Raw genomic sequence first — 25128 nt, 5'->3', positions numbered from 1 at the left:
CAGCCGAATGAACGAACCTCGCAATCGTACGGATCGGCGTGCGTCGTTCAATACGACGCTCAGGCCTTTGGCTGCGGTCATGCTGATGGTCTTCGCCTCGGCGGCTCGCTCGGTGGTGGTTCTGAATTCAAGCACGACGGGGCAAACCGTTTCGACGGACACCGCCTATCAGGTCAACGCCGGCACGACGATCACGACGACGCTCCAGAATGCCGTCGATGTCACGGGCATCGCGCCCGTCGTGTTCACGAACGCGGGCACCATAATCAGTTCAACCGATAATCAGGCAGCGGCGATTCGCTTTGCCGTCAACGGACAGCTGATCAACAACGTCGGCGGGGCCTTGCTCGGTCACACCTATGGCGTGGAGCTCGGCACGGGTGCGAACAGCAACGTGACCAATTACGGCGATATCAGCGCGCGTATCAGTCACGGCATCGGATATGACGGCGACGCGAGCGGGACCGTCGATAATTTCGGCACGGTCAATAATGCGGTCGCGGGTCCGATCTCCACGACGCCGGACGGCGTGTATCTCGCGACGACCGGCGCGGTCACCGTCAACAACCATGTGGGCGCATCGATCAAGTCGGGCACGGGCGACGGCACATACGGAACCGCGGTCAAAGCCGAGGACGGCACGGGAGCCGTGACCGTCAACAACGACGGCCTGATCAGCGGCTATCACGGCGGCGTGCTCGGCATTTCGACAACCCCGATGATCGTCAACAACAGCAATTCCGGCGTCATCGTGAGCGGCACGACCGATCCTGGCGTGCAGCTTCAGCAGGGCAGCACGCTCGTGAATGGCGGCGCGATTTCGAGCACGGGCGGACCGGCGGTTCTGCTCGCCGGCGCGAACAACACGGTGACGCTCGGCACGGGTTCGCAGTTGAACGGAGGGGGCAGCACGCCGGCCATCACGAGTCACGGAACGGGCAACACCATCACGCTGACCGGGCTGGGGACGGAAGACGGCGCCTTCGATGCGACATCGGGAAACGGATACGCGTCGTTGACGTCGGCGGCCGGAAGCTCGTGGACGCTCGACGGCGACGTGACGCTCGGCGGCGCGTCGCCGGCGGCGCTCAACGTTGCGGGCACGCTTGAACTGGGCGGCACGGTCACGCAAAACGGCGGCGGCACGACCGTGGCGACGGGCGGCATCCTGAAGCTCGGCGCGGGCGGCAGATCGGGCGCGCTGACCGGCAATGTCGTCAATAACGGCGTGTTTCAGTTCAATCGCAGCGATGCGTCGACGTTCGCGGGCGTCATCGTCGGGACGGGAAATCTCGTGCATGCGGGCGGCATTACCGCGCTGACGGGCGTCGGCTCGATTCAAAACGACGTCGCGGTGAATGCGGGCACGCTCGCGCTGAATCAGGCGGGCGCGTTTCGGGCCGCGAGCTTCGAGACCAACGCGGGCGGGACGACGGCGATCGGCGCGGGATCGTCGCTGACCGTGTCCGGCGCCTACACGCAGGCGTCGGGCGGCACGCTGAACGTCGTGCTCGGCGGCGTGCAGCCGATCATCACCGCGAACACGGCGGCGTTGAACGGCACGCTGAACGTGGGCGGCTTCAGCGCGGCCCCGCCCGCGACGGCGAGCGCGCTGCCCGGCACGCAGTTCAACGTGATTCACACGACGGGCGGCATCACCGGCGATTTCACGAGCGTGGGCTTTGGCAGCACGTCGAGTGCCGTCGATTATCTGACGCTCGCCGGCGCGAAGAGCAGCGACAACCTGAACTACAACGTGGGACTCGGTTTGACGTGGCTCGCGGGTCCGTCGAAGGGCAACGGCGTGTTCACGCTCGCCAATGCGACGGATACGTTCAACGTCGACGTTGCGCTCGCGAATCAGACCGGACCGTTCACGACCGGCTGGGACGGCAAGACGCTTACGAAGAACGGCGCGGGCACGCTGATTTTTTCGAGTGCGGACAGCTACACGGGCGCGACGCTGGTGAACGCCGGCACGTTGCGAACCGGCATCGCCAACGCGATCGCCGCGAGCGGCAATGTGAGCGTGGCGAGCGGCGCGACGCTCGACCTGAACGGCTTCACGCAACAACTCAACAATCTGAGCGGCGCGGGCAAGGTGACGCTGGGCAGCGCAGCACTCACCGTGAACGAGTCGGCCGCCACGACGTTCAGCGGCGCGATCAGCGGCAGCGGCGGCTTCACCAAAACCGGCAGCGCCGCGTTGACGTTGAGCGGCGCGAATACGTATACCGGCGGCACGACGATCAGCGCGGGCAATCTGATCGCGACGAGCGGAAACGCGCTGGGCACGGGCGCGGTCGTCGACAACGCCGCGCTGCAACTCGATTTCGCGAGTCAATCGACGCTTGCGAACGTGTTGAGCGGCACCGGCGCGCTGCTCAAGACCGGAAGCGGCGCGGCTACATTGACGGGCGTGGGCTCGACGCAAGCCACGGTAACCGTCAACGCGGGCGCACTGACGTTCGGGCAGAGCGGTGCGTTCAGCACGACGGGCAACTACACGACGGCGGCGGGCGCGGCGACGACGCTCTCGGCGCAGAGCACGCTCAACGTGGGAGGCGCGTTCGCGACGAACGGCATGCTGAACATGAGCGCAGCGAACGCGGGACCGGCCGTCACGGCGAACACGGCGACGATCGGCGCGGGCGCGACCGCCAACATCGCGGGCTACTCGGCGGCGGCGACGGCGAGCGCGTCGCAACTCGCGAACAGCGCATTCACCGCGATCCACACGACCGCGGCGGCGGGTTTGAGCGGCACGTTCTCGACGGTGCGAATCGGCGGGACGTCGCCTACGGTCGATTATCTGACGCTCACATCGACGTATACGCCGCAGGACTTCGTCGTCGGGCTGGGTTTGACGTGGTACGCGGCGCACGGCACGACGCCGCAGACCGCCAACGGTCTTTTCACGCTGGTCAATTCCACCGATTCCTTCGACATGGACGCCGTTCTCGCCGACGACTCCGCCAACGCCGCGACGAGCTGGGACGGCAAGACGCTGACAAAAGCGGGCGCGGGCACGCTGCAATTGTCGAAGGCGAACACGTATTCGGGCGCGACGCTCGTCAATGCGGGCACGTTGCGCGCGGGCGCGGCAAATGTGATCGCCGATAGTTCGCAACTGTTGGTGGCGTCGGGCGCGACCTTCGACCTGAACGGCTTCGCGCAACAGGCCAACGATCTGAGCGGCGCGGGCAAGGTCACGCTGGGCAGCGCGGCGCTCACCGCGAACAATTCCGCCGCGTCGACGTTCAGCGGCGTGATCAGCGGCAGCGGCAGCCTTGACCAAAACCGGCAGCGCCGCGTTGACGTTGAGCGGCGCGAACACCTATACCGGCGGCACGACGATCAGCGCGGGCAATCTCACCGCGACGAACGGAAACGCACTCGGCACCGGCGCGGTCGTCAATAACGCGACGCTGCAACTTGATTTCGCGAATCCATCGACGTTCGCGAATGTGTTGAGCGGCACGGGCGCGTTGCTCAAGACCGGCAGCGGCGCGGCCACGTTGACGGGCGCGGGCTCGGCGCAAGGCGCGGTCGGCGTGGCGGCGGGCACGCTGTCGCTGAACCAGGCGGGTGCGTTCGACGCGGCCAGCTACGTGACGAATGCCGGCGCGACGACGGCCGTCGCCGCCGATTCATCGCTCGCCGTTGCATCGGATTTCACGCAGGCGCCGGGTGCGGCGTTGACCGTCGCGCTCGGCAGCGTGCAGCCGGTCATCACCGCCGGTACGGCCACGCTGAACGGCGCGCTCAACGTGAGCGGCTTCGGCGCGGGCGCGCCCAACACGGCGAGCGCACTCACGAGCTCGCAGTTCAACGTGATTCACACGACGGGCGGCATTACCGGCGATTTCGCGAGCGTGGGCTTCGGCGGCGCGTCGAGTCCCGTCGACTATCTGACGCTTGCCGGCGCGAAAAGCAGCGACAACCTGAACTACAACGTGGGCTTCGGTCTCACGTGGCTCGCGGGTCCGTCGAAGGGCAACGGCGTCTTCACGCTTGCCAATGCGGCCGATACCTTCAACGCCGACGTCGTGCTCGCGAATCAGGCCGGGCCGTTCACCAGCGGCTGGGACGGCACGACGCTCACGAAAAACGGCGCGGGTACGCTGATTCTGTCGAGCGCGAACACGTACACCGGCGCGACACTGGTGAACGCCGGCACGGTGCGAGCGGGCATCGCGAACGCGATCGCCGCGAGCGGCAATGTGAGCGTGGCGAGCGGCGCGACGTTCGATCTGAACAGCTTCGCGCAACAGGTCAACAACCTGAACGGCGCGGGCAACATCGCGCTGGGCAGCGCGGCGCTGACGGTGAACGACAACATCGACACGCACTTCGACGGCGTGATCCGCGGGGCCGGCAGCCTGACCAAGACGGGCAGCGGCACGTTCACGCTGAACGGCGCGAACGCGTATGCAGGCGGCACGTCGATCGATGCGGGCGCGCTCGTTGCGTCGAACGGCGCGTCGCTCGGGAGCGGGCCGGTGGCGAACGGCGCGCTGCTGCGGCTCGACTTCGCGAACGACAGCAGCTTCGCGAACGTGCTCAGCGGCGCGGGCGCGCTCGTCAAGACCGGCGGCGGCGTGGCGATCCTGAGCGGAGCGGGTTCGTCGCAAGGTTCCGTTTCCGTCGATGCCGGCACGGTGCGCTTCCTCCAGAACGGCGCTTTCACGACGACCGGCAACTACGCGACGGCGGCGGGTGCGACCACGGCGCTCTCGCGTCAGAGCACGCTCGCGGTCGGCAACGCGTTCGTCATGAACGGCACGCTGAACAATGTCATCGGCACGGCACAACCGGTCATCGACGCGAACACGGCGACGATCCGCCCCGGCGCGACGTTCAACATGGCGGGCTACAGCGCATCGGCGACGGCGAGCGCATCGCAACTGGCGTCGAGCGTGTTCACCGAGATCCACACCGCTGCACCCGGCAACCTGAGCGGAACCTTCGCGAACACGCGCATCGGCGGCACGACGACCCCCGTCGACTATCTGACGCTGACTTCGGCCTACACGCCGCAGAATTACGTCGTCGGGATCGGCCTGACGTGGTACGGCGCGCACACCACGACACCGCAGAACGCAAACGGCGTCTTCACGCTGACCGGCGCGGACGATTCCTTCGACATGGACGCCGTGCTCGCCGACGAATCGCCCAACGCCGCGACCCAATGGGACGGCAAGACGCTCACGAAAGCGGGCGCGGGAACGTTGCAGTTGTCGAAGGCGAACACCTACACCGGCGCGACGCTCGTCAACGCCGGGACATTGCGCGCGGGCGCGGCGAACGTGATCGCCGGCAGTTCGCAACTGGCGGTGGCGCCGGGCGCGACGTTCGACCTGAACGCGTTCGATCAGCAAGCCAACAACCTCACGGGCGCCGGCAGCGTCACGCTGAACGGCGCGGCGCTGACCGCGAACAACACGGCGGATTCGACCTTCGACGGCATCATCAGCGGCAGCGGCCAGTTGACGAAGACGGGCGCGAACACGCTGACGCTGTCCGCCAACAACACCTACACCGGCCCGACGACGATCAGCGCAGGCACGCTGCAACTCGGCGCGGGCGGCGCGAGCGGCCTTGTCGCGGGCGATATCGTCGATAACGGCGCGCTCGTCTTCAATCGCAGCGACGCGCTCAGCTATCCGAATGTCATCAGCGGGACGGGAAGCGTGGCGCAGTCCGGCAGCGGAACGCTCACGCTGACGAACACGCAGACCTACAGCGGCACGACGGCGGTGAATGCGGGCGCGCTCGTGCTCGCCGACGGCGCGCGGCTCGCGAACACGCCGCAAGTGACGGTTGCGCAGGGCGCGACGTTCGGCGGCTATGGCGGCGTCGGCGGCGCGGTCGTCAACAATGGCGTGCTGGCCGTCGCGGATGCCGCGCCGGGCTTCGCCAATGGGCCGGCCGGCCAGTTCACGATCGGCGGCGCGCTCGTCAACAACGGCGCCATCCGGATGAGCAGTCCGACGCCCGCGAGCACGCTCGTCGTCGCGGGCGACTACACCGGAAACAACGGCCAGATGACGATGAGCACCGTGCTCGGCGGCGACAACTCGGCGACCGACCGGCTCGTCGTGCATGGCAGCACGGTGGGGCAGACGGCGGTCACCATCGCCAATGCGGGCGGCGCGGGCGCGGCCACGACGAACGGCATTCAGCTCGTCCAGGTGGACGGCGCGTCGAACGGCGTCTTCACGCTGAACGGCCGCGCGGTCGCCGGTCCCTACGAGTACAGCCTGTTCAAGGGCGGCGTCTCCACACCCGGCGATGGCGACTGGTATCTGCGATCGGCAACGAATGCGCCGTCGCCGTCGCCGTCACCATCGCCGTCACCGGTTCTGCGCCCCGAGCCCGGCGGCTATCTCGGCAATCAGGCGGCCGCGCGCGCCATGTTCGTGATGACGCTGCACGATCGCGCCGGATTCGCCGATCCCTACGCGATGCCCGGCATGACCGGCAACGAATCGACGGCATGGGTGCGCACGCGAGCCGACCACACCGATGCGGATGCGGCGAGCGGGCGCATCGGCGAATCGGCGGATACGGCGATCGTGCAGGCGGGCATCGACTTGCTGCATCGCGCGGGCAACGGCCAGCACTGGCAGGCGGGCGTGATGGCGGGCTATGGCTCCACGACGACCGACGCCACCGCGCAGAACAACGCCGCCACCGCGCGCGGCAACGTGAACGGCGCGAGCGTGGGCGCGTACGCGACGTGGCGGCGCAATGTCTTCGCGCCGGACGGACCTTACGTCGATACATGGTTCCAGTACGCGCATTTCGACAACACGGTCAAAGGCTCGATGCTGAACGGCGAAAGCTACGGAAGCCGCTATGTGGCGGGATCGGTGGAAGCCGGATGGGCGTTTCCGGTCGCGCGGACGTCGACGGGACCGGTGCTGATCGAGCCTCAGGCGCAACTGATCTACTCGAACTATGGCGCCGACGACCACACCGAAGCGAACGGCACCACCGTGCACAGCGATACCGTCAACAACCTCACGACACGTCTGGGCGTGCGCCTCTTTCACGCGCCGGGATCGGATGCGGCGCCGGGCTGGCTGCCGTTCGTCGAACTGAACTGGTGGCACGACACGAACGGCAACTCGGTTGCGTTCAACAATGTCGTCGTGTCGCAGGACGGTCCGAACAACCGCATGGAAGTGAAGGTCGGCGCGCAGGGGCAGTTCTCGAAGCAATGGCGCGTCTGGGGCAACCTCGGCTATCAGCAAGGCAACGGCGGATATCGCAGCTATCAGGGGCAGTTCGGCGCGCGCTATATCTGGTGATGCGTTTGCGTCAGCGCGTGCCGGGGCTCATGCGCTCCGCGATCGCGCGGCACGCGTCCGTGAGCGGCGTGATGTAGGTTTCGAGCGGCGTCGCGCTTTTCCGGAACAGCGGAATGCTGACGCTGACGCAACCGAGCGTCGCGCCGTTCGCGCAGACGATCGCGCAGCCGTAGCAGAAGATCTGCGCTTCGTTCTCTTCGCGATCTTCCGCGTAACCGCGTTCGCGCGTTGCGTCGAGTTCGGCGTCGAGTGCCGGACGCTCGATGATCGTATTCGGCGTGAAGCGCTCGAACGCGATGCCCTGCAAGAGCGCGTCGCGCTCGGCGGGCGATTGCGTCGACAGATACGCCTTGCCGACGGAACTCGAATACAACGTCACGCGCGTGCCGATGCGCGATGCCATGCGCACCGCATGCGGGCTTTCGAGCTTCTCGATGTACACCATCTCCGAGCCGCTGCGCACGGCGAGGTGCACGGTTTCCTGCGTCGCGTCGCGCAGCGTCTGCAATGCATCGGTTGCGGCGATGCGCAGATCGGAGCGTTCCCAGCTTCGGCTCGCGAGCGACATCAGACGCGGACCGAGCGCATAACATGCGCCGCGCGCGCTTTCGACGACCAGACCTTCCGCGATCAACGCCCCGACGATGCGATACACCGTCGGACGCGGATAACCGCTTGCAGCGGCGAGACGCGCGATGGTCGGCGGCTCGCCGGCATCGGCGATGAGTTGCAGCACCGCCATGAACTTCGAGAAGGCGGCGGTGCCGGTGGCTTTGGCGGCGTCGAGGGAAGCGATGTCTGAAGGCATGATGCGGGCATCATGCCACGAGATAGCCGCCGTCGACCGGCACGATCGCGCCCGTCATGAACGACGCCGCCGGCGACGCGAGAAACGCCGTCACGCGCGCGACGTCTTCCGGCAAGCCCCAGCGCTTCATCGGCGTGCGTTCGAGGATCGCTTGCGAGCGGCCGCCGTCGTCCTGAAGCGCCTGCGTCAGCGGCGTCGCAATCCAGCCGGGCGCGACCGCATTCACGCGGATGCCGTCGGCGGCGTAGGCGATCGCGAGCGACTTCGTCAGTTGCGCGACGCCACCCTTGCTCGCGCTATACGCGGGCACGAGCCCGCCGCCGAAGAACGTCAGCATCGACGCCGTGTTGACGATCGACCCTTTGCTGCTCGCGAGCAACGGCCGCGCGGCCGAGCACATGCGCATCGTGCCGTTGAGGTTCACGGCGATCACGCGCTCGAACGTTTCGATGTCGTGCTCGTCGCCGCGGCGGATCACGCCCGCGCAGTTGACGAGCACATCGAGCGAATCGAGCTTGGCGAAGAGCGCGGCGGTGCTGCGGGCATCGGCGACATCGAGTTCGATGGTTTCGATGCCTTGCATATCGCCCGGCGACAGGCCCGCCGCGATCACGCTCGCGCCGAGCGCCGCGAACTGCTGCGCGATGCCCGCGCCGATGCCTTGCGTGCCGCCGGTCACGACGACGGTCTTGCCCTTGAAGAGGTCAGCTTGAAAAGTCATATCGGTGGAATTCATACGGCGGGAACGGGTTCGGCCTGATGCCCGGCATCTTCGATCGGCGAGCGCACGACGAACATGTACACGAGCGCCGCCGCGAACGCGACGCCTGCGCTGATCAGAAAGGCGTTCACGAACGAATGCGTCTTGTCGACGACGAGGCCGGTGATGAACGGCGCGAACGAGCCGCCGAAGTAGCCGCCGAAGTTCTGGATACTGCCGAGCGACGCGACCATGTGGCGCGGCGCGGCGACGGAAACGAGCGCCCAGGCCGCGCCGCTCGCCATGTTGACGAAGAACATCGCGGCCGACAGAAACGCGATCGCGAGCGTCAGATTCGGCGTGAACGCGGCCGGCACGGTGAACAGCGCAGCGCCGATGAGCCCCGAGCAGATCGGCCACTTGCGGCTGCGGATCGGTGCGACGCCGCGCGCCATGAGGCCATCGGCGATAAAGCCCGACGACAGCATGCCGAGCGTGCCCGCGAGATACGGAATGGTCACGACCCAGCCGGTCTTCGCGATCGTCAGATGGCGTTCGTGTTCGAGATACGCGGGCAGCCACGTGAGATACAGCCACACCATGTAGATCACGCCCATGAAGCCGAAAATCATGCCCCACGTTGTCGCCTTGCCGAACAGGCCGCGCCATTCCGCGAACGTCATGTTGCGTTCCGCGCGCTGCGCCGGTTCGCCTTCGGTCAGATGCGCGAGTTCCTGCGACTCGAGCTTCACGTCCTTCCGGTTGCGATAGACGATGTACCAGCCGATCGACACCGCAATGCCGAGCACACCCATGATGACGAACATGTTGCGCCAGCCGAAGGAGAGCAGCAGGACGGTGAGAATCGGCGGTGCGAGCGCGGGTCCGATCGTCGACGAGGTGACGAAGATGCCTGTCGGCTTGCCGCGTTCGCGTTGCGCGAACCATTCCGATACGACTTTCGCGCCCGCCGGAAACTGCGGCGCCTCGCCGATGCCGAGCGCGATGCGCGCCGCGAGGAACTGATGCAGGTTCGTGACGAGCCCGCCGAAGAGCTGCGCGACCGACCACACGAACATGCCGAGGCCAAGCATGATGCGCGCGCCGAAGCGATCGAGCATTACGCCGATGGGCAACTGCGAGAACGCATACGCGAACGAGAACGCGGAGAGCAACAGGCCCATCTGCGAGGCGGAGAGGCCGAGTTCCTGCGTGACGGAGTGATTGGCGATCGAGAGCGTGCTTCGATCGAGATAGTTCACGATGCCCGCGAGGGTCAGGAACGTGAGCGCGATCCACTGAATGCGCTTCAGGCGCGGTGATTTTTCCAGCATGGTGTCTCCTCCGAATGCTCTTTTGAGTCTGTTAGAGGTTGGGTTTGGGCTGATGCTAGCGAATGAACTGATCGACGAAATCCACGCCGAGACCGACGGATTCGTAATGCTTGCGGCACATGTCGACTTTGGTGAAGACGTCTTCGTAACCGGTGTAGTTGCCGTACGGATCGCAATAGAACATCACGCCGTTCACCTGGAAATACGTGATCATCTCTTCGACGTCTTCCGGCACATAGAGCGTGTGGGTTTCGCCTGGCGGCTCGAAAACGTAGCTGCCTTCGGTCGCTTCCCAGTCATGTTCGAGATAGCGCCAGCGGCCTTTGAGCACCATGCCGTGCACCGCCTGCGGATGACGGTGGCGCGACAGCACGCCGGATTTGCGCACGCGCAGGAGATTCATCCAATAACCGGTCGATACGTTCAGGCACAGCGGGCGGAACCAGACGTTTTCGGCTTGCGGCACCCATTCGCGTTCGTCGGCGGGAATGGCACTCGGCACGACGATCTCTTTCTGGGCTTCTTTGGGGAAGGGCAGTTGATACGGCGTCATGGCGTCCGCCGCGGGCTTTGGCGCGCTCATCGTGTCTCCTTGTCCATATTGTGGATTATAAAATCAGATTATGGACAGATGGTGTGCCTCGTTGTGCGAATTGTCAAGATTCTTCACCGGCTGATGAATTCGTGCAGGATTCGCGGTTTCGACGGACGAAAAAAAGCGGGCCCGCAGGCCCGCCTTGGATCACTCGATGAAGTGGAGCGTGTTACCGCGCCATCATCAGCATGTGGACGTTATGCATGACCCACACCGTGCCGACGATGATCACCAGCGACATGAGAATGGTGTAAGCAAACGACATGGCATGCCAGCGCTGTCCCTTCGACGCGTTAACGTGCAGGAAGAACACCACATGCACGATTACCTGCACGGCGGCCAGCACGGCCAGCGCGACGATCGCGCTTTCGCCCGTGAACGCGCCCGAGGTCGCGGCCCAGAACGACGCCACGGTCAGCACGACAGCCAGCGCGAAGCCGATGAGATAACCGCCCACGGTGACGTGCGGGAAGTCGCTTGATTCGGAATGCGTATGTGCCATCAGACCATGCTCCCAAGATAGACGAAAGAAAACACGCAAATCCAGACGATATCGAGGAAGTGCCAGAAGAGGCTCAGGCAGGCGAGGCGGCGCAGATCGCGCTCGCTCATCTGCGGATTGCGCAGGATCTGCACCGCGAGCACGACCAGCCAGATCATGCCGATGGTCACGTGCAAGCCGTGCGTGCCGACCAGCGTGAAGAACGCCGACCAGAACGCGCTGCGCTGCGGACCCGCGCCTTCGGCGATCAGATGCGAGAACTCGCGCATTTCCAGGCACAGGAAGCCCGCGCCGAGCAGGAACGTGACGAAGAGCCACGCGAGCACGGCGCCCGACTTGCGGCGCGTCGCCGAGATCATCGCGAGACCGAAGGTCAGGCTGCTCGTAAGGAGCAGCGCCGTTTCGTATCCGACGTCGGCCAGCTTGAACAGATCCTTGCCCGTCGGGCCGCCTACGGTCTGCATCGCGAACATCGCGAAGGTCGCGAACAAGGACGCGAACAGCACGCAGTCGGTCATCAGGTAGGCCCAGAAGCCGAACACCGAATGCGACTGGTGCTCGTGCTCATGGCCGTGCGCAGGTTGCGCGGAGAGTGTCGATTGCGACATTACATTGCCTCCAGTTCGAGTTCGCGAGCCGTCTCGGTCTTCGCAGGCGCCTTCGGCGGACGATTGCGCTCTTCGGTCGACTTCACGGTCGCGGCCGGGATGATGAAGCCCGCGTTCTCGCGGAAGCTGTAGCCGATCGCCGTCGCGAGGACACCGGCCAGGCCCAGGACTGCCAGCCACACGATGTGCCAGACGGCGGCAAAACCGAAGGCCAGCGCGAACACGCCGATCACCAGACCCGCGCTCGTATTCGACGGCATGTGGATGTCGCGGTACGGACGCGTATCGATGCGGCCGTGTTCCTTGGCATCGGCGAAATCGTCGAGTTCGCGCACAGCCGGAGTATTCGCGAAGTTATAGACCGGCGGCGGCGAGCTGATCGTCCACTCGAGCGTGCGGGCATCCCACGGATCGCCGGTGACGTCGCGATAGGCAGGCTGATTGCGGCGAATGACACTGACGACGATCTGCAGGACCTGGAACACCACGCCCAGCGCGATGATGCCCACGCCGACAGCGGCCACGATGAAGAACGGCTGCCATGCCGGATTGTCGTAGTGATTCAGGCGGCGCGTCGCGCCCATGAAGCCGAGGATGTAGATCGGCACGAAGGCTACGAAGAAGCCTACGAACCAGCAGATGAACGCGTTGCGGCCGAGCTTTTCGTCGAGCTTGAAGCCGAACACCTTCGGCCACCAGTACTGCACGCCCGCGAAGTAGCCGAACACCACGCCGCCGATGATCGCGTTATGGAAGTGCGCGATCAGGAACAGGCTGTTGTGCAGCACGAAGTCCGCGCCCGGAATCGCCATCATGACGCCGGTCATGCCGCCGAGCGTGAAGGTGATGATGAAGCCGACCGTCCACAGCACCGGCGTGGTGAAGGTCACGCGGCCACGGTACATCGTGAAGAGCCAGTTGAAGATCTTCACGCCGGTCGGGATGGAAATGATCATCGTCATAATGCCGAAGAAGGCATTGACGTTCGCGCCCGAACCCATCGTGAAGAAGTGGTGCAGCCACACGAGGAACGACAGCACCATGATGCAGCACGTCGCCCAGACCATCGTCTTGTAGCCGAAGAGCGGCTTCTTCGAGAACGTCGAAACGACTTCCGAATAGATGCCGAACGCGGGCAGAACCAGGATGTAGACCTCGGGGTGACCCCAGGCCCAGATCAGGTTCAGGTAGACCATCGGGTTGCCGCCGCCGTCGTTCGTGAAGAAGTGCATGCCGAAGTAGCGGTCCAGCGCCAGCAGCGCGAGCGCCACGGTCAGGATCGGGAACGTCGCCATGATCAGCACGTTCGAGCAGAACGCCGTCCACGTGAAGACCGGCATCTTCATCCAGGTCATGCCGGGTGCGCGCATCTTCACGATCGTCACGAAGAAGTTCACGCCGGTCAGCAGCGTGCCGACGCCGGACAACTGCAACGCCCAGATGTAGTAATCGACGCCGACGCCCGGATTGAACTGCGTCTCGGAGAGCGGCGGATACGCGAGCCAGCCCGTCGACGAGAACTCGCCGATGAAGAGCGACAGGTTGATCAGGATGGCGGCCACGGCCGTCATCCAGAACGACAGCGAGTTGATGAACGGGAACGCCACGTCACGCGCGCCGATCTGCAGGGGCACGACGAGGTTGAAGAACGCGACCAGCAGCGCCATGGCCATGAAGAAAATCATGATGGTGCCGTGTGCCGAGAAAATCTGGTCGAAGTGATGCGGCGGCAGATAGCCGGGCGAATCGAGCGCGATGGCCTGCTGCGCCCGCATCATGACCGCGTCGGCGAAGCCGCGCACGAGCATCAGCCCGGCGACGATGAGATACATGACGCCGATGCGCTTGTGATCGACCGAAGTCAGATACTCGCGCCAGAGCCAGCCCCACTTGCCGAGTTTGGTGATAAGGCCGACCGTACCGAGCGCGAGGATCGCCATGAAGACGGTCGCCCCCATGATGATTGGCTCGTGATACGGGATCGCCTCAAGCGTTAGTTTGCCGAACATGGCTTACCCCTTGGTTACACAATTTGCGCCTACGACCGAGTTGCCGTAGTTGTACTTCGCGACGATGTTGTTGAAGAGCTTCGGATCGACGGTCGAGAAGTAGCGCACCGCGACCTTCTCGCTCGGCTGCGCGACGCCGGCATAGACGTCCATGCTCAGGTTCTCGGGCGCGGTTTTGACCTTCTTCAGCCACGCGTCGAAGTCGGCATTGGACATGGCCAGTGCGCGGAACTTCATGTCGGAAAAGCCTTTGCCGCTGTAGTTGGCCGAGATGCCCGCGAAGTCGCCCGCGTGATCCGCCATCAGATGCAGCTTCGTCTGCATGCCGGCCATCGCGTAGATCTGGCTGCCGAGTTGCGGGATGAAGAACGAGTTCATCACCGAATCCGACGTGATGCGGAAGTTCACCGGCGTGCCGACCGGGAACGCGAGCTGGTTCACCGACGCGACGCCCAGGTCCGGATAGATGAACAGCCACTTCCAGTCGAGCGCCACGACTTCGACGTTGATCGGCTTGACGTCGGATTGCAGCGGCTTGTACGGATCGAGCTCGTGCGACGTTTTCCACGTCAGGATGCCGAGGTACAGGATGATGACTGCGGGAATCGCCCAGACAACGACTTCGATGGCCGTGGAATGCGCCCACTTCGGTGCATACGTGGCCTTCGTGTTGGACGCGCGATAGCGCCATGCGATAAACAGGGTGAGCAGGATCACCGGGACGACGACGAGAAGCATGGCGAAAGTCGCGGTGGCGATCAGCGACGATTCCGCCGCGCCGACCACGCCTTTCGAGTCCAAAACCTCCAGCTTGCATCCCGAAAGACAAAGACTGGCTATCAACCCCGATAACAATGGCACTGCTAAACGTTGGCTATTTTCATTCATTGCATTCGCTGGTTTCTATGATCGAAGCGTCCCGGGGAGAACGCCGTTGCACGGCTTTGCGCCGCGTCGTGATCATGCCATGCGCGATTTTTCGCGATGGCGCGAATGGTTGAAATTTTGTTTCAGATCAAGCTGATGCGACGGACTGTCGCGCTGGATCGGACCCTTTCGGCTTGGGTCCTAAGGGGTAAAGGAGTCTACAACGAAGGAAGGTCGTCGCGGGTGTCATAAAGTGTGATCAGAGCGCGCGTTCGAGCCGCGCGGCGACCTGTTGCAAGACCCGCAGGAAGTCGCGCTTCATCGCCTCCACGCTCACGCTCACCGCCGCCTCGACGCTGCCCATGCGGTTCTTCACCGGCACGGCCATCGCGCGCATGCTGAGTTCGAGTTTCTCGTCGCTGATCGCGTAACCGTCGATCAGCACCCGATGGATCGCCGCGACCACGTCGCCAGGCGCGCTGATGGTGCGCGACGTCAGCTTCTTCAGCGGTTGAGGCGCGGCGCGTGCCGGGTCGAGCGCTTCGGGTTAAAGCACAGGCGACGGCCGGGAATATCGGATGAGATTGAATCGCTCGATTTCGTCGCGGCGATGCTGGTTCGCATCGGCGATGGCGTCGCGGCTCGACGCCCTCAAGATGGACAACGTCGCATCGATCACATAGACCGGACTTTCTTTGAGCTCGTTCGCCGCCAAAAAGCAACCGAGAAGGTAGGTCGACACGAATAGCAGGATGCAGAAACGGCGGGTCATGATGTCCGATGCTTGAGGTGGCGCTGTCGAGAGGGCTATGACTGAATATGCGATCTGGCGGCGGGCGACAGTTCGACTCTGGCGGAGCCGCGTCGCGCAATGCCGAGCGCGGCGGCGGCGCCGTATGACAGGTCGATGATCCTGTTGCTTGCAAAGGGGCCGCGGTCGTTGATGCGAACGAGAACCGACCGCTTTCCGCCCAAAACCGTGACGCGCACCCACGATCCGAGCGGCAACGTGCGATGCGCGGCCGTCATCGCGTGCATATCGAAGCGTTCGCCGCTGGCGGTGCGATGACCCTGGAATCCGCGACCGTACCAGGATGCAACCCCGGTCTGATGAAAGCCGCGAGCCGTCCGTGTCGCGGGCGGCTCGTCGGGCGAATCCGCATCGTCATTGAAGAACTGATCCTGACCGTGCGATGCGCTCTTCAATCCATTGGTCGAGGTGCGTGCGCTGCTTTGCTGCGAGAAAGGGGCGGCACATCCGGCGATCAGAAGGGCACAGACGAGGGCGCTTTGAGTGCGCAGTTGACGCATGTTCTACCTGCAGTGTGGCGTTTTATTCGAGAGCGATGAACCTGACTGAGCGCGTGCGGGTTCAGGAGGCGCAGTCGGACAGATAGGGCAGCGGATCAACAGGCTGACGATCCCGTCTCACTTCGAAAAGCAGCGCGGGCCGGCCACCCGGCTGTTCGCCCAGCGTAGCGATGGCCTGCCCCTTCGCGACGTCACTGCCTTCCTTGACGAGAATGCTTCGGTTATAGCCATACGCAGTCAGGTACTGATTGCCGTGCTTGAGAATCACGAGGCTGCCGTAGCCTGCGATCTTGTCGCCGGTGTAGACGACGCGTCCGCTTTGCGCCGCGCGGATCGTGTCTCCCGCTTCGCCGCCGATCAGGACGGCCTTTAGCCCATCGGCGCCAAAACGCTTCAGGACTGGACCTTTGACCGGCCACGAGAATGCATCGGGGCGGCAGGACGCTGCGTTCGTGCTCTGTTGCGCGGAACGTTCGGAACCGGCAAGGGATGTCGACGGCGGACCGACATGCAGCAGTTGGCCGTTCGTCAGGGACGCGTTGGCTGACAGACCGTTCCAGGCTGCGATGGCTGTCGCGTCGCGGCCATAGGCGGCTGCGATCGAAGCGAGCGTGTCTCCGGATTTGACGCGGTAGAACCCGGCGGGCGGCGTGGAGATATCGAGAGGACTCGTTTGCAAAACCGGCCGCGCCGCGCTGTGCTCGTACGTCTCGCTGGCGCATCCGCCAAGCACGAAGCTGAATGCAACGGCGAGATACGCTGCGCACGCCAGGCGGCGCGAGTGGAAGGAAGTAGTCATCTGAACGTCTTGAAAGTCGCGTGAACGACGCGATGGAAAGCGGGGCGTTGCGATGGCACGATCAGCGCGCCATGTCAGGAGAGAATCGGATCAGCGATTCCCGTTGTTTCCGGCGAACGCATCATGCTTCGCGGACACATCTTGACGAATAGGGGCGCCTCGATAGCCGTGATGCTTCGCCCAATGTTGCTGCGATTGATGATGCGACTTTCTGCTGTGGCGGCCGGCATCCTTGGCGGATGCGACGCCACTAAGTGCCAGCGCAAAAGCAGCAAGAGCAGCGAGTTTGAATGTGTTGAGCATCGTTTTATCTCAAATTAATCGGGCGACGCGAGGCTTGGTCATCGCGGATAACGGCGTGCTGTTTTCCGGCGTTGACCCGTCGGCCATAACTTGACAATCTTTGACGACGCTAGCGCCTGCGAGATAAACAGACGGTTGATCGAAGCCGCTCGCACGGATCAACAAAAGCTTCGTTGCACAGAGCGCTCGCCGTGCTAGCTGCGGCAAGACAACGACATTGCGCTCCATCGCCGGACTGGAGCGGCCTGTTGGCGGTTCGCGCATGCAGCGCGACTTGCGCATCACGACCATTTAGGTGACGCACGATCAGGAAGAGGCGCTGGCGCTGTCGCACGAGATCGCGGTGATGAAGGACGGCCAGATCGTGCAGAAGGCTGCGCCGCGCGCAATCTACGATTTGCCGAACTGCAAGTTCGTCGCGGACTTCGTGGGCACGACCAATTTCATCGATGGCTGCGTGCGCGATTGCGAAGGCGACGACGGCAACGTGCTGATCGAATCGTCGACCGGTCCGATCGCGGTGGCCAATGCGGTGTCGTGCCGCCCCGGCGACGAAGTCGTGATCTCCGTGCGCCCGGAAAACGTGATGGTGCACGAATCGCTCGATGACGTCGGCGCGCGCAACGTGTACACCGGCACGGTCGCGGCGAAAGCGTTTCTCGGGGAAACACTCGATTTCCAGATCAGAATCGGCGAACAGATCGTGCTGGCGCGCGTGCGTCCGTCGCACAAGACGCCGGTCGGGGAGACCATTCATTTTTCGATCGGCCCGGCGAGTTGCATCGCGCTGGCGTCTCAGAATGCGTGAAGTCGAACGCGCTAGTCCGACCGGACTACACCGCATGAACTCGCGACACAGCGCCGCTGCATCCGCGCGGTGGATAGGCGGATTGCGCGGCGCTTCTTAGACCTGGCACGACACGTTCTTGTGACGATCGTCAATGATGGCGACTTTAGCCTCCTTGTCGAGGATGGTGGTCAGGGCTACGATCCAGAGGAGATGGCCGTCCTTGGCGAGACGCATGTCGGCTTTCACATCATGCGCGAGCGCGCACACAGGCTCGGCGCCACGCTTCGGCTGACCGGAGCGCCAGGACGAGGCGCGCGCGTCGAACTCGTCTTGCCGGCCCAGGCGCGTCAGGCTGTCTGAACATGGTCCCGCGCGCTCGTTTCGAGAGCTGCTTCGAGTTGTGTCATGAGCATCCGAATTCTGTTGATCGACGATCACGCGCTGTTTCGCTCGGGCGTTCACGCGCTTTTGCAGCGGCAATCCGATTTCGAAGTCGTCGGTGAAGCAGCCGATGGACTCGAAGGGCTCAAGCGCGCGAAGCAGTTTCGTCCGGATGTGATTCTGCTCGATCTCAACATGCCTGGGCTGTCCGGTATCGAAACGGAAACGCTGGCAAGCGCGATCCGCAGGGCGGCGGCGGGCCAACCCGTCATTGCCGACGACATGACGAGGAAGCTCGTCGCCAGCATGCGCGCTCCGAAGCCCGCGCCGCTTCGGGCTCAAACGGCGGCGGATCCGCTCACCACGCGCGAGCGCGACATCATGCGCGAACTGTCTCATGGCGCGAGCAACAAGGAAATCGCGCGTTCGCTCATGCTTGCGGAAAGCACGGTGAAGATCCACGTGCGCAACATTCTGCGCAAGCTCAACCTCACGAGCCGCGTGCAGGTTGCGATATACGCGGTCGGGCACGATTCGGCACACGCAACGGAAGCCGTTTGAGCGTTCGTGGCGCTGCATCGAAGCTCGCATCACATCACGCAGTACATCATGAATTCACATCAAACTGAGTTGCTCATGGCCCTTCACGCTCATTCTTTCGCGCCGCTCAACATTCGCGGCCGCAATCTGCTGCCGATCGTGCAGGGCGGCATGGGCGTCGGCATTTCGGCGCATCGGCTCGCGGGCAGCGTTGCGCGCGAAGGCGCAGTCGGCACCATCGCGAGCATCGACTTGCGTCATCATCATGAAGACTTGCTCGCGATGTGCCGCGAAGATCAATCGCGGCCCACGCTCGAGCGCGCGAACCTGATCGCGCTCGGGCGCGAGATCAAGGCGGCGCGCGAATTGTCCGAAGGGCGCGGCATGATCGCGGTCAACGTGATGAAGGCCGTGAGCGCGCATGCCGATTACGTACGCGTGGCGTGCGAAGAGGGCGCCGATGCCATCGTGATGGGCGCGGGCCTGCCGCTCGACTTGCCCGATCTCACGCAAGGCTGCGATATCGCGCTGATTCCGATTCTCTCCGACAGCCGCGGCGTCACGCTCGTCCTCAAGAAATGGATGAAGAAGGGTCGCTTGCCCGATGCCATCGTGATCGAACATCCGGCGCACGCGGGAGGCCATCTCGGCGTTGCCGCCATCGCGGACATGACCGACGAGCGCTTCGGCTTCGATCGCGTGCTGACGGAACTCGACGCATCGTTTGCAACGCTGGGGCTGAAACGCGAAGACGTGCCGGTGATCGTCGCGGGCGGCATCAACAGTCATGAAGCCGTGCGCACGTGGCTCGCGGCCGGCGCAAACGGCGTTCAGGTCGGCACGCCGTTCGCCGTCACCGAGGAAGGCGACGCGCATCCCGAGTTCAAACGCGTGCTGGCCGAGGCGACACCGGACGATATCGTCGAATTCATCAGCGTGACGGGTCTGCCTGCGCGTGCCGTGAAGACGCCTTGGCTCATGCGCTATCTGCGCAACGAGGAACGCATCCGTACGAAGATCGGCGCGCGCAAGCAGACGTGTCCGTCGGCGCTCGAATGTCTGAGCGCGTGTGGTCTGCGCGATGGCATCGAGAAATTCGGCCACTTCTGCATCGATACACGTCTTGCTGCGGCGTTGCGCGGCGATGTCGGCAATGGGCTGTTCTTCCGCGGACGCGAGAAGCTGCCGTTCGGCGCGGCGATCCGCAGCGTGCGCGATCTCATCGAACTGCTGCTGACGGGCGCAACGAAAGCATCGCGGTCGGCGTGTTGAAAAGCTGAAACGTCGTATTTCGCTGCGAGCCGGAGTCGATGCGTTGCGGCAACGGTTCGAGCCGGACGCAGCATCCAGCGGAGTTGCTCGGCGAAGACTGGTACGAGCAAGGCGACTGGGATCTCGATATTGCTGAGAACGCCAGGTCGATCGAGCCCCACGTCGCGAAATCGCGTTAAGCTGCGCGCTCAACGCACGAATTCGCCGATCGTCACCTCGATCACGCCCGCGTCTTTCGTCGATACCGGTCCGCTCGATCCCGTCAGATCGCCGGGTGCGGGCCGCGCCTGTCCCGTCGCCGACACGCGCGCATCGATGCTGACGTGCGCGAAATCGGAGAGACGGCGGCTCGGCGTCATCGACATGGAATCGTCGAGATAGACGGTGGCCGGAAACTGATTCGCGCTCAGGCGTTGCACCGCGAGCGGCATGCGCGATCCATCGTCGGCGAGCGCGTAGACGAAAACCGTGTCGGTCGGCCGCACGCGTTGTGTCAGCGCCGGACTCAGACGCACGCGCACTTCGAGCGAAGCCGCACTTCCTGTCGCGAAAATCGACCGCGTCTTGTCGATATTCTTCTGTGCCTGCTGCGCGATGTACGGCGCGAGATCCGGCACCTGGCTAGTTGAGCCCGCGATTGACTTCGGCTTGCGGGTCCGCCTGCGTCACGACCACCTGATTGCCTTTTACGCCGACGAGCACGCCGCATCCCGTGCCGCAGAAGCGGCAGGGCGCTTTCGAGCAGGTGATGTCGTCGCTCTGGGCGAGCGCCTGCATGCCGGGCAGCGTGATGCCCGCGGACGCGGCCGCCGTGGTGGCGGCCGTCTGCTTAATGAACGCGCGATGAGTCAGCGTCATCGTCGATGTCCTCGGTGAGCGGATCGTCGGCTTCGTGATGCTGATAGACGAGCGCGGTACTGACGACGCCGCTCGAGACGTGAACCTGAGCGCCGGGCAGTGCCGCGAGTGCGTGGGTGATTTGTTGCAACGCTTCTATTCAGGCGTATACAACGATCCCTGCTACGTGGTATTCGGAAGAAAGCTCAGGGATGTCTGCGTAACGATCGTTTCTATTTATTGGCTTGAGGTCCATTTTATTGAGTTAATCGCGACACTCGTTAATGATGTGGCGGGCCGCCAATCAGCATTTGATAGGACCAGACCGCGAATCTTTCTCGCCCATGGGCGCGTCAGATCTCGGTTGGCAATGTGGGATGGCCAGCACGAAAGATGCTTCTAATGTTGGTATAAAGATTTTGCCTTTTCGAGTCGAAAACCATGATGTGCGGGGCGTGAGTTGTGCAATGATTGATTAAGATGCATTTACACAGAGCGTGACGAAATTCGAATCAATCGCGCTGCTGTTTCAAAGGATTAAATTCATGGCAACCGTGTGGATTACGAAAATATCGTGAGCAGGCAAAGCTGAGTTTCACGCGTGTGATATTGCTTTCGTCATGATCCGAGTTTCGCGTCCCGGCTGGCTTTTTAGAATCTGGTCACTTCTTCGATTACGGAATTCAGCATCATGCCGACCAAACTCGAATTCGCAACGCCCGAAGGGCGCATTTCACTTTCTATCGCGGACGCCCAGTTCATGGCTTATGACGCGGGCGAACTCGCCATGCATTCGACACGCGATTTTGTCGAACGCATGAGATCGATCGGACTCGGCGAGCTGGCGGAAAACTATGCGCGGCTGCTCGCGGAGAACAGGGTTTCGGTGATGGAGTTGCGTGAAGCGCGAGAAGACGCGGAAGCGCTGCTCGGCAGCGAGGAAGAAGGCGGCGCGATCGTGGAGCGCATCATGCCGCGGCTGGAAGCGTTGCGCGAGTCGATCACGCGCACGCAGGCCGAAATGCGCAAGAGCGTAGAGCGGCTCGCGGGCGTGTCGGCGGCGTGTGACCGCGCGCTGCATCAGATTCCGGGTTATCGGCCGCCGATGCGTAGCGCGCGATGAATCCAAAAAACTAGGGATTGCTTATCGGATAGACGGCCGGGCACATCGTCGAAAGACGGCGCGTACACTCGAAGCATGACGAACGAGGAACGCGATGGCGAAGCGCACACCCGAGCCGTGGTTTCACCCGCCGCAAGAAGAGGTCTGCGCGTTGTGCGGGCGCGCCGTGCCCTCGTCCGAACGCGATCTGCACCATCTCGTGCCGAAATCGCAGGGAGGAAAGCAGACGGCGGTGCTGCATCGAATCTGTCATCGGCAACTGCATGCGCTCTTCACCGAGAAGGAACTGGCGCAACGCTATTCGACCGTCGATGCGCTGCTCGCGCACGAAGCGGTGCGAAGCTTCGTCGAATGGGTGAAGAGCAAACCGGACAGCTTTTATCAGCGCACGCGGCGCGCGCGTTCGCGCTAGCGCGCCTCATTGCGCGCAGGACGGCTCGCGCTCATACGCCTTCATGCCGAAGCGCTGCAGAATGAAGCTCTCGACGACGAGATGAATGTCCGCCTCACGCGGCCGCGTGCCCCAGCGGCTGTTGCCTGCCACCGACGCCACCGTGAACCACGATTGCGGCGGAAACAATTCGACGCGCAGCAGGTCGCGTTCGAAGATCCTGAGTCTCCCCGTATCGATTTGGAACTCAGCGCTGACCGCGCCGCCCGGCATGCCGATGCTCGCCGTGATTGCTTTCGGTTTCATCTTTCCGCTCTCTCGAATTGCTGTCGCCGGGCATGGGTCCGCACGGCGTCGATTGTCAAATTCTCCGACGACCCGCGCGGCGCGCTGTCGATTCGGCAGATAATCTTTTATAGGCATACAGTACCGACGTTGCGCATCGCCGCCTAAATACTGGCGCGATCGGCAAGTCGCTCGCAACGGGTGGCAGCGCGTGATGTCGAACGTTCGCTGCCGCACACAGAAGAACATCTCGCCAACCTGTTCGATCACCGCGCTGCTCCCGCCAGGAGCAAGCACCGGTCCTGTTCACACGATACAAACCAAAGAGGGAAGCACACCATGCTGAAGGCATATTCCTATGCAGCATCCGCCGCCGACAAGCCGCTCGGCCCGCTCGAAATCCAGCGCCGCGATGTCGGCCCGAACGACGTGCGCATCGACATTCTGTTCTGCGGCGTGTGTCACTCCGATCTGCATATGGCACGCAACGAATGGGGCGGCACCAACTATCCGGTCGTGCCGGGTCATGAGATCGTCGGGCGCGTCGCCGCAGTCGGTTCGGACGTGTCGAAGTTCAAGGTCGGCGAGCTTGCGGGCGTCGGCTGCATGGTCGATTCATGCCGCGTGTGCGAGGCCTGCAAGGAAGGCCTCGAACAATATTGCGAGAGCCCGGAAAGCTTCACGCAGACCTACAACTCGCCGGACAAGAAGTCGGGCGGCGTGACCTTCGGCGGCTATTCGACGAGCATCGTCGTCGACGAGGCGTTCGTGCTGAGCATCCCCGGGAATCTCGAACTCGCGGCTGTCGCACCGTTGTTGTGCGCGGGCATCACCACGTATTCGCCGCTGCGCCACTGGAACGTGCAGAAGGGGCACAAGGTCGGCATCGTGGGTCTCGGCGGACTGGGTCACATGGGCGTCAAGATCGCCGCCGCGATGGGCGCGCACGTCGTGCTCTTCACGACATCGCCGGGCAAGATCGAGGACGCGAAGCGTCTGGGCGCGCATGAAGTCGTGATCTCGAAAGATCCGGAGCAGATGGCGGCGCACGCGAACAGTTTCGATTTCATCCTGAACACGGTGGCCGCGTCGCACGATCTCGATCAGTTCATGGCGCTGCTCAAGCGTGACGGCACGATGACGCTCGTCGGCGCGCCGGAGCATCCGCATCCGTCGCCTTCGGTGATGAACATGATCTTCAAGCGCCGTTCGCTCGCGGGATCGCTCATCGGCGGCATTGCAGAGACGCAGGAGATGCTCGATTTCTGCGGCAAGCACGGCATCACGTCGGATATCGAGATGATCCGCATGGACGAGGTCAACCAGGCTTACGAGCGCATGTTGAAGAGCGACGTGAAGTATCGCTTCGTGATCGACATGGCGTCGATGACGAAGTAAGTCTGAGGTTTAGCGAGGCGCTTTCATCGCCTCGCGCATGCTTTCGACGAAGCGCTCCGTCACCGCAGGCAAGGTCCGGCCGCGTTTCTTCACGATGGCGATTGGCCGCACGAACGCCGGATGGTCGATCGGCTTCGCCACGAGTCCCGGCTCCGCGCGCACCTCGCGCGCGGTCTCGGGCAGGATCGTCACGCCGAGGCCGCCGCGCACCATCGCGACAGCGGTCATCATGTAAGTCGGCTCGCACGCAATGTCCAGCGTTTCGCGCGTTTCGCTGAGCGCGGCATCGACGACAGCGCGCACGCTCGTGCCCGGCGCGGTGAGCACGAGCGGCGTGCGCGCGAGATCGTCGAGCGCGATACGGCGCTTCTTCGCGAGCGCATGCGTTTTCGGGCACACGGCGACGAGCCGGTCGACGCCCGCATGCAGCACTTCGATGAGCGGATCGGCCACTTCGCCGCCGGTCAGCCCGATATCCACGTCCTCGCTGCGCACGAGCGCATTCACGGTGCTCGCCACGACGTCGCGAATGTGAAACGCCACGCGCGGCACCTCGCGCTTCATGCCGATGATCAACTCGGGCAGCACGCTCGCCGCGAACGTCGGCAGACAGGCGATGCGGATCGTGCCGCTTTCGCCGATGCCCATCGCGCGTGCATCGCGCAGCACGTTCTCCATGTCGCGCAACGATTTGCGCAGCAGCGGCAGCAACTCGCGTCCGGTCGGTGTCAGCGCGACATTGCGGCTGTTGCGGTCGAAGAGCCGCGCGCCGACCGCTTCCTCCAGTCTGCGTATCTGCACGGTCAGCGCCGGCTGCGACAGATGCAGCCGTTCGGCCGCCCGCGTGAAACTGCCCGCCTCGGCCACGGCGACGAGCGCCCGGATATCGCGAAGATTCAGATCCATTATGGTTCGTGATAGCTGCAATCAAATCATTTTAATTGCGTAATCGCCGCTCC

At 63.7% G+C, this 25128-nt stretch carries 24 protein-coding genes and 3 pseudogenes; 10 read left to right on the top strand and 17 right to left on the bottom strand.

The genetic code is table 11. The annotated features are described in order from the left end of the window. Nucleotides 1-7: 7 nt before the first annotated feature. Nucleotides 8-3421, top strand: coding sequence for a beta strand repeat-containing protein (locus AWB76_RS06955; protein ID WP_061159372.1), 3414 nt, complete (start codon nucleotides 8-10; stop codon nucleotides 3419-3421). Beyond that, entirely contained in the window at nucleotides 3315-7316 is a 4002-nt protein-coding gene (locus AWB76_RS06950; protein WP_244173252.1) for an autotransporter outer membrane beta-barrel domain-containing protein, read from the top strand. The genes AWB76_RS06955 and AWB76_RS06950 overlap by 107 nt, the downstream gene beginning before the upstream one ends. Before the next feature lie 10 nt (nucleotides 7317-7326). On the opposite strand, the gene AWB76_RS06945 is transcribed toward AWB76_RS06950, so the two are convergent. The 12 genes from AWB76_RS06945 to AWB76_RS40725 all read right to left on the bottom strand — a co-directional run bounded on the left by AWB76_RS06945 (nucleotide 7327) and on the right by AWB76_RS40725 (nucleotide 17152). Beyond that, on the bottom strand, nucleotides 7327-8124 hold the full coding sequence (locus tag AWB76_RS06945; protein ID WP_061159371.1) for an IclR family transcriptional regulator: 798 nt from the start codon (nucleotides 8122-8124) through the stop codon (nucleotides 7327-7329). A gap of 10 nt (nucleotides 8125-8134) precedes the next feature. Then, the gene (locus AWB76_RS06940) at nucleotides 8135-8845 is read right to left on the bottom strand and encodes an SDR family NAD(P)-dependent oxidoreductase (protein WP_061159447.1); all 711 of its coding nucleotides are present in this window, start codon (nucleotides 8843-8845) and stop codon (nucleotides 8135-8137) included. A gap of 11 nt (nucleotides 8846-8856) precedes the next feature. Next, the gene (locus AWB76_RS06935) at nucleotides 8857-10158 is read right to left on the bottom strand and encodes an MFS transporter (RefSeq protein ID WP_061159370.1); all 1302 of its coding nucleotides are present in this window, start codon (nucleotides 10156-10158) and stop codon (nucleotides 8857-8859) included. A 55-nt stretch (nucleotides 10159-10213) separates the two neighbouring features. Beyond that, nucleotides 10214-10741 carry a 2,4'-dihydroxyacetophenone dioxygenase family protein gene (locus AWB76_RS06930; RefSeq protein ID WP_061159369.1) on the bottom strand — a complete coding sequence of 176 codons (528 nt, stop codon included), beginning with the start codon at nucleotides 10739-10741 and terminating at the stop codon, nucleotides 10214-10216. A 181-nt stretch (nucleotides 10742-10922) separates the two neighbouring features. After that, nucleotides 10923-11255: a cytochrome o ubiquinol oxidase subunit IV gene (gene cyoD / locus AWB76_RS06925; RefSeq protein ID WP_061159368.1), complete on the bottom strand. Its 333-nt coding sequence runs from the start codon at nucleotides 11253-11255 to the stop codon at nucleotides 10923-10925. Continuing rightward, nucleotides 11255-11863, bottom strand: coding sequence for a cytochrome o ubiquinol oxidase subunit III (gene cyoC, locus AWB76_RS06920; protein ID WP_061159367.1), 609 nt, complete (start codon nucleotides 11861-11863; stop codon nucleotides 11255-11257). The genes cyoD and cyoC overlap by 1 nt, the downstream gene beginning before the upstream one ends. Then, nucleotides 11863-13872, bottom strand: a complete 2010-nt coding sequence (gene cyoB / locus AWB76_RS06915; protein ID WP_061159366.1) for a cytochrome o ubiquinol oxidase subunit I — start codon at nucleotides 13870-13872, stop codon at nucleotides 11863-11865. The genes cyoC and cyoB overlap by 1 nt, the downstream gene beginning before the upstream one ends. 3 nt (nucleotides 13873-13875) lie before the next feature. After that, nucleotides 13876-14760 carry a ubiquinol oxidase subunit II gene (cyoA, locus tag AWB76_RS06910; protein ID WP_061159365.1) on the bottom strand — a complete coding sequence of 295 codons (885 nt, stop codon included), beginning with the start codon at nucleotides 14758-14760 and terminating at the stop codon, nucleotides 13876-13878. 238 nt (nucleotides 14761-14998) lie between these two features. Further along, a complete protein-coding gene (locus AWB76_RS06905; RefSeq protein WP_279616388.1) occupies nucleotides 14999-15238 on the bottom strand; it encodes an IclR family transcriptional regulator domain-containing protein in 240 nt (79 codons plus the stop codon). 308 nt (nucleotides 15239-15546) lie between these two features. Next, on the bottom strand, nucleotides 15547-16050 hold the full coding sequence (locus AWB76_RS06895) for a septal ring lytic transglycosylase RlpA family protein (protein ID WP_061159362.1): 504 nt from the start codon (nucleotides 16048-16050) through the stop codon (nucleotides 15547-15549). Nucleotides 16051-16111: 61 nt separating this feature from the next. Further along, nucleotides 16112-16849, bottom strand: a complete 738-nt coding sequence (locus tag AWB76_RS06890) for a peptidoglycan DD-metalloendopeptidase family protein (protein WP_061159361.1) — start codon at nucleotides 16847-16849, stop codon at nucleotides 16112-16114. A 90-nt stretch (nucleotides 16850-16939) separates the two neighbouring features. Next, entirely contained in the window at nucleotides 16940-17152 is a 213-nt protein-coding gene (locus AWB76_RS40725; protein ID WP_157696074.1) for a hypothetical protein, read from the bottom strand. 295 nt (nucleotides 17153-17447) lie between these two features. On the opposite strand from AWB76_RS40725, the gene AWB76_RS06885 reads away from it, so the two are divergent. From AWB76_RS06885 to AWB76_RS06865, 5 genes and pseudogenes are all read left to right on the top strand, one after another. Beyond that, entirely contained in the window at nucleotides 17448-17960 is a 513-nt protein-coding gene (locus tag AWB76_RS06885) for a TOBE domain-containing protein (protein ID WP_244173245.1), read from the top strand. A gap of 105 nt (nucleotides 17961-18065) precedes the next feature. Further along, nucleotides 18066-18302, top strand: a pseudogene (locus tag AWB76_RS42845) (ATP-binding protein); the annotation flags it as partial. A 45-nt stretch (nucleotides 18303-18347) separates the two neighbouring features. After that, complete coding sequence (locus AWB76_RS06875; RefSeq protein WP_061159359.1) at nucleotides 18348-18884, top strand: LuxR C-terminal-related transcriptional regulator; 537 nt, start codon at nucleotides 18348-18350, stop codon at nucleotides 18882-18884. 75 nt (nucleotides 18885-18959) lie between these two features. Beyond that, nucleotides 18960-20135 carry an NAD(P)H-dependent flavin oxidoreductase gene (locus tag AWB76_RS06870; protein WP_061159446.1) on the top strand — a complete coding sequence of 392 codons (1176 nt, stop codon included), beginning with the start codon at nucleotides 18960-18962 and terminating at the stop codon, nucleotides 20133-20135. A 23-nt stretch (nucleotides 20136-20158) separates the two neighbouring features. Next, nucleotides 20159-20314: pseudogene (locus tag AWB76_RS06865) on the top strand (DUF3079 domain-containing protein); the annotation flags it as partial. 9 nt (nucleotides 20315-20323) lie between these two features. On the opposite strand, the gene AWB76_RS06860 reads toward AWB76_RS06865, so the two are convergent. The 3 genes and pseudogenes from AWB76_RS06860 to AWB76_RS42020 form a co-directional block, all read right to left on the bottom strand. Continuing rightward, on the bottom strand, nucleotides 20324-20752 hold the full coding sequence (locus AWB76_RS06860) for a c-type cytochrome biogenesis protein CcmI/CycH (RefSeq protein WP_244173243.1): 429 nt from the start codon (nucleotides 20750-20752) through the stop codon (nucleotides 20324-20326). Between the two features lie 7 nt (nucleotides 20753-20759). Further along, nucleotides 20760-20993 (bottom strand): annotated as a pseudogene (locus tag AWB76_RS06855) (hypothetical protein); the annotation flags it as partial. Continuing rightward, nucleotides 20965-21123, bottom strand: a complete 159-nt coding sequence (locus AWB76_RS42020) for a hypothetical protein (RefSeq protein WP_157696072.1) — start codon at nucleotides 21121-21123, stop codon at nucleotides 20965-20967. The gene AWB76_RS42020 and the pseudogene AWB76_RS06855, both read right to left, overlap by 29 nt. Nucleotides 21124-21663: 540 nt before the next feature. On the opposite strand from AWB76_RS42020, the gene AWB76_RS06850 reads away from it, so the two are divergent. Together AWB76_RS06850 and AWB76_RS06845 are read left to right on the top strand one after the other, a co-directional pair. After that, complete coding sequence (locus tag AWB76_RS06850) at nucleotides 21664-22095, top strand: hypothetical protein (protein WP_061159357.1); 432 nt, start codon at nucleotides 21664-21666, stop codon at nucleotides 22093-22095. A gap of 94 nt (nucleotides 22096-22189) precedes the next feature. Then, on the top strand, nucleotides 22190-22507 hold the full coding sequence (locus AWB76_RS06845) for an HNH endonuclease (protein WP_061159356.1): 318 nt from the start codon (nucleotides 22190-22192) through the stop codon (nucleotides 22505-22507). 6 nt (nucleotides 22508-22513) lie between these two features. Here the strand turns inward: AWB76_RS06845 and AWB76_RS42015 are convergent, their stop codons facing one another. Continuing rightward, on the bottom strand, nucleotides 22514-23041 hold the full coding sequence (locus AWB76_RS42015; RefSeq protein ID WP_244173242.1) for a hypothetical protein: 528 nt from the start codon (nucleotides 23039-23041) through the stop codon (nucleotides 22514-22516). A 69-nt stretch (nucleotides 23042-23110) separates the two neighbouring features. On the opposite strand from AWB76_RS42015, the gene AWB76_RS06835 reads away from it, so the two are divergent. After that, nucleotides 23111-24169: an NAD(P)-dependent alcohol dehydrogenase gene (locus AWB76_RS06835; protein ID WP_061159354.1), complete on the top strand. Its 1059-nt coding sequence runs from the start codon at nucleotides 23111-23113 to the stop codon at nucleotides 24167-24169. 9 nt (nucleotides 24170-24178) lie between these two features. On the opposite strand, the gene AWB76_RS06830 is transcribed toward AWB76_RS06835, so the two are convergent. Further along, nucleotides 24179-25075, bottom strand: a complete 897-nt coding sequence (locus tag AWB76_RS06830) for a LysR family transcriptional regulator (RefSeq protein ID WP_061159353.1) — start codon at nucleotides 25073-25075, stop codon at nucleotides 24179-24181. Between the last annotated feature and the right edge of the window lie 53 nt (nucleotides 25076-25128).

The sequence above is a fragment of the Caballeronia temeraria genome (assembly GCF_001544795.2).
GTDB classification, from domain to species: domain Bacteria; phylum Pseudomonadota; class Gammaproteobacteria; order Burkholderiales; family Burkholderiaceae; genus Caballeronia; species Caballeronia temeraria.
Note: the sequence above shows the minus strand (reverse complement) of the source record. Positions and strands in the feature narration are given on the sequence as shown.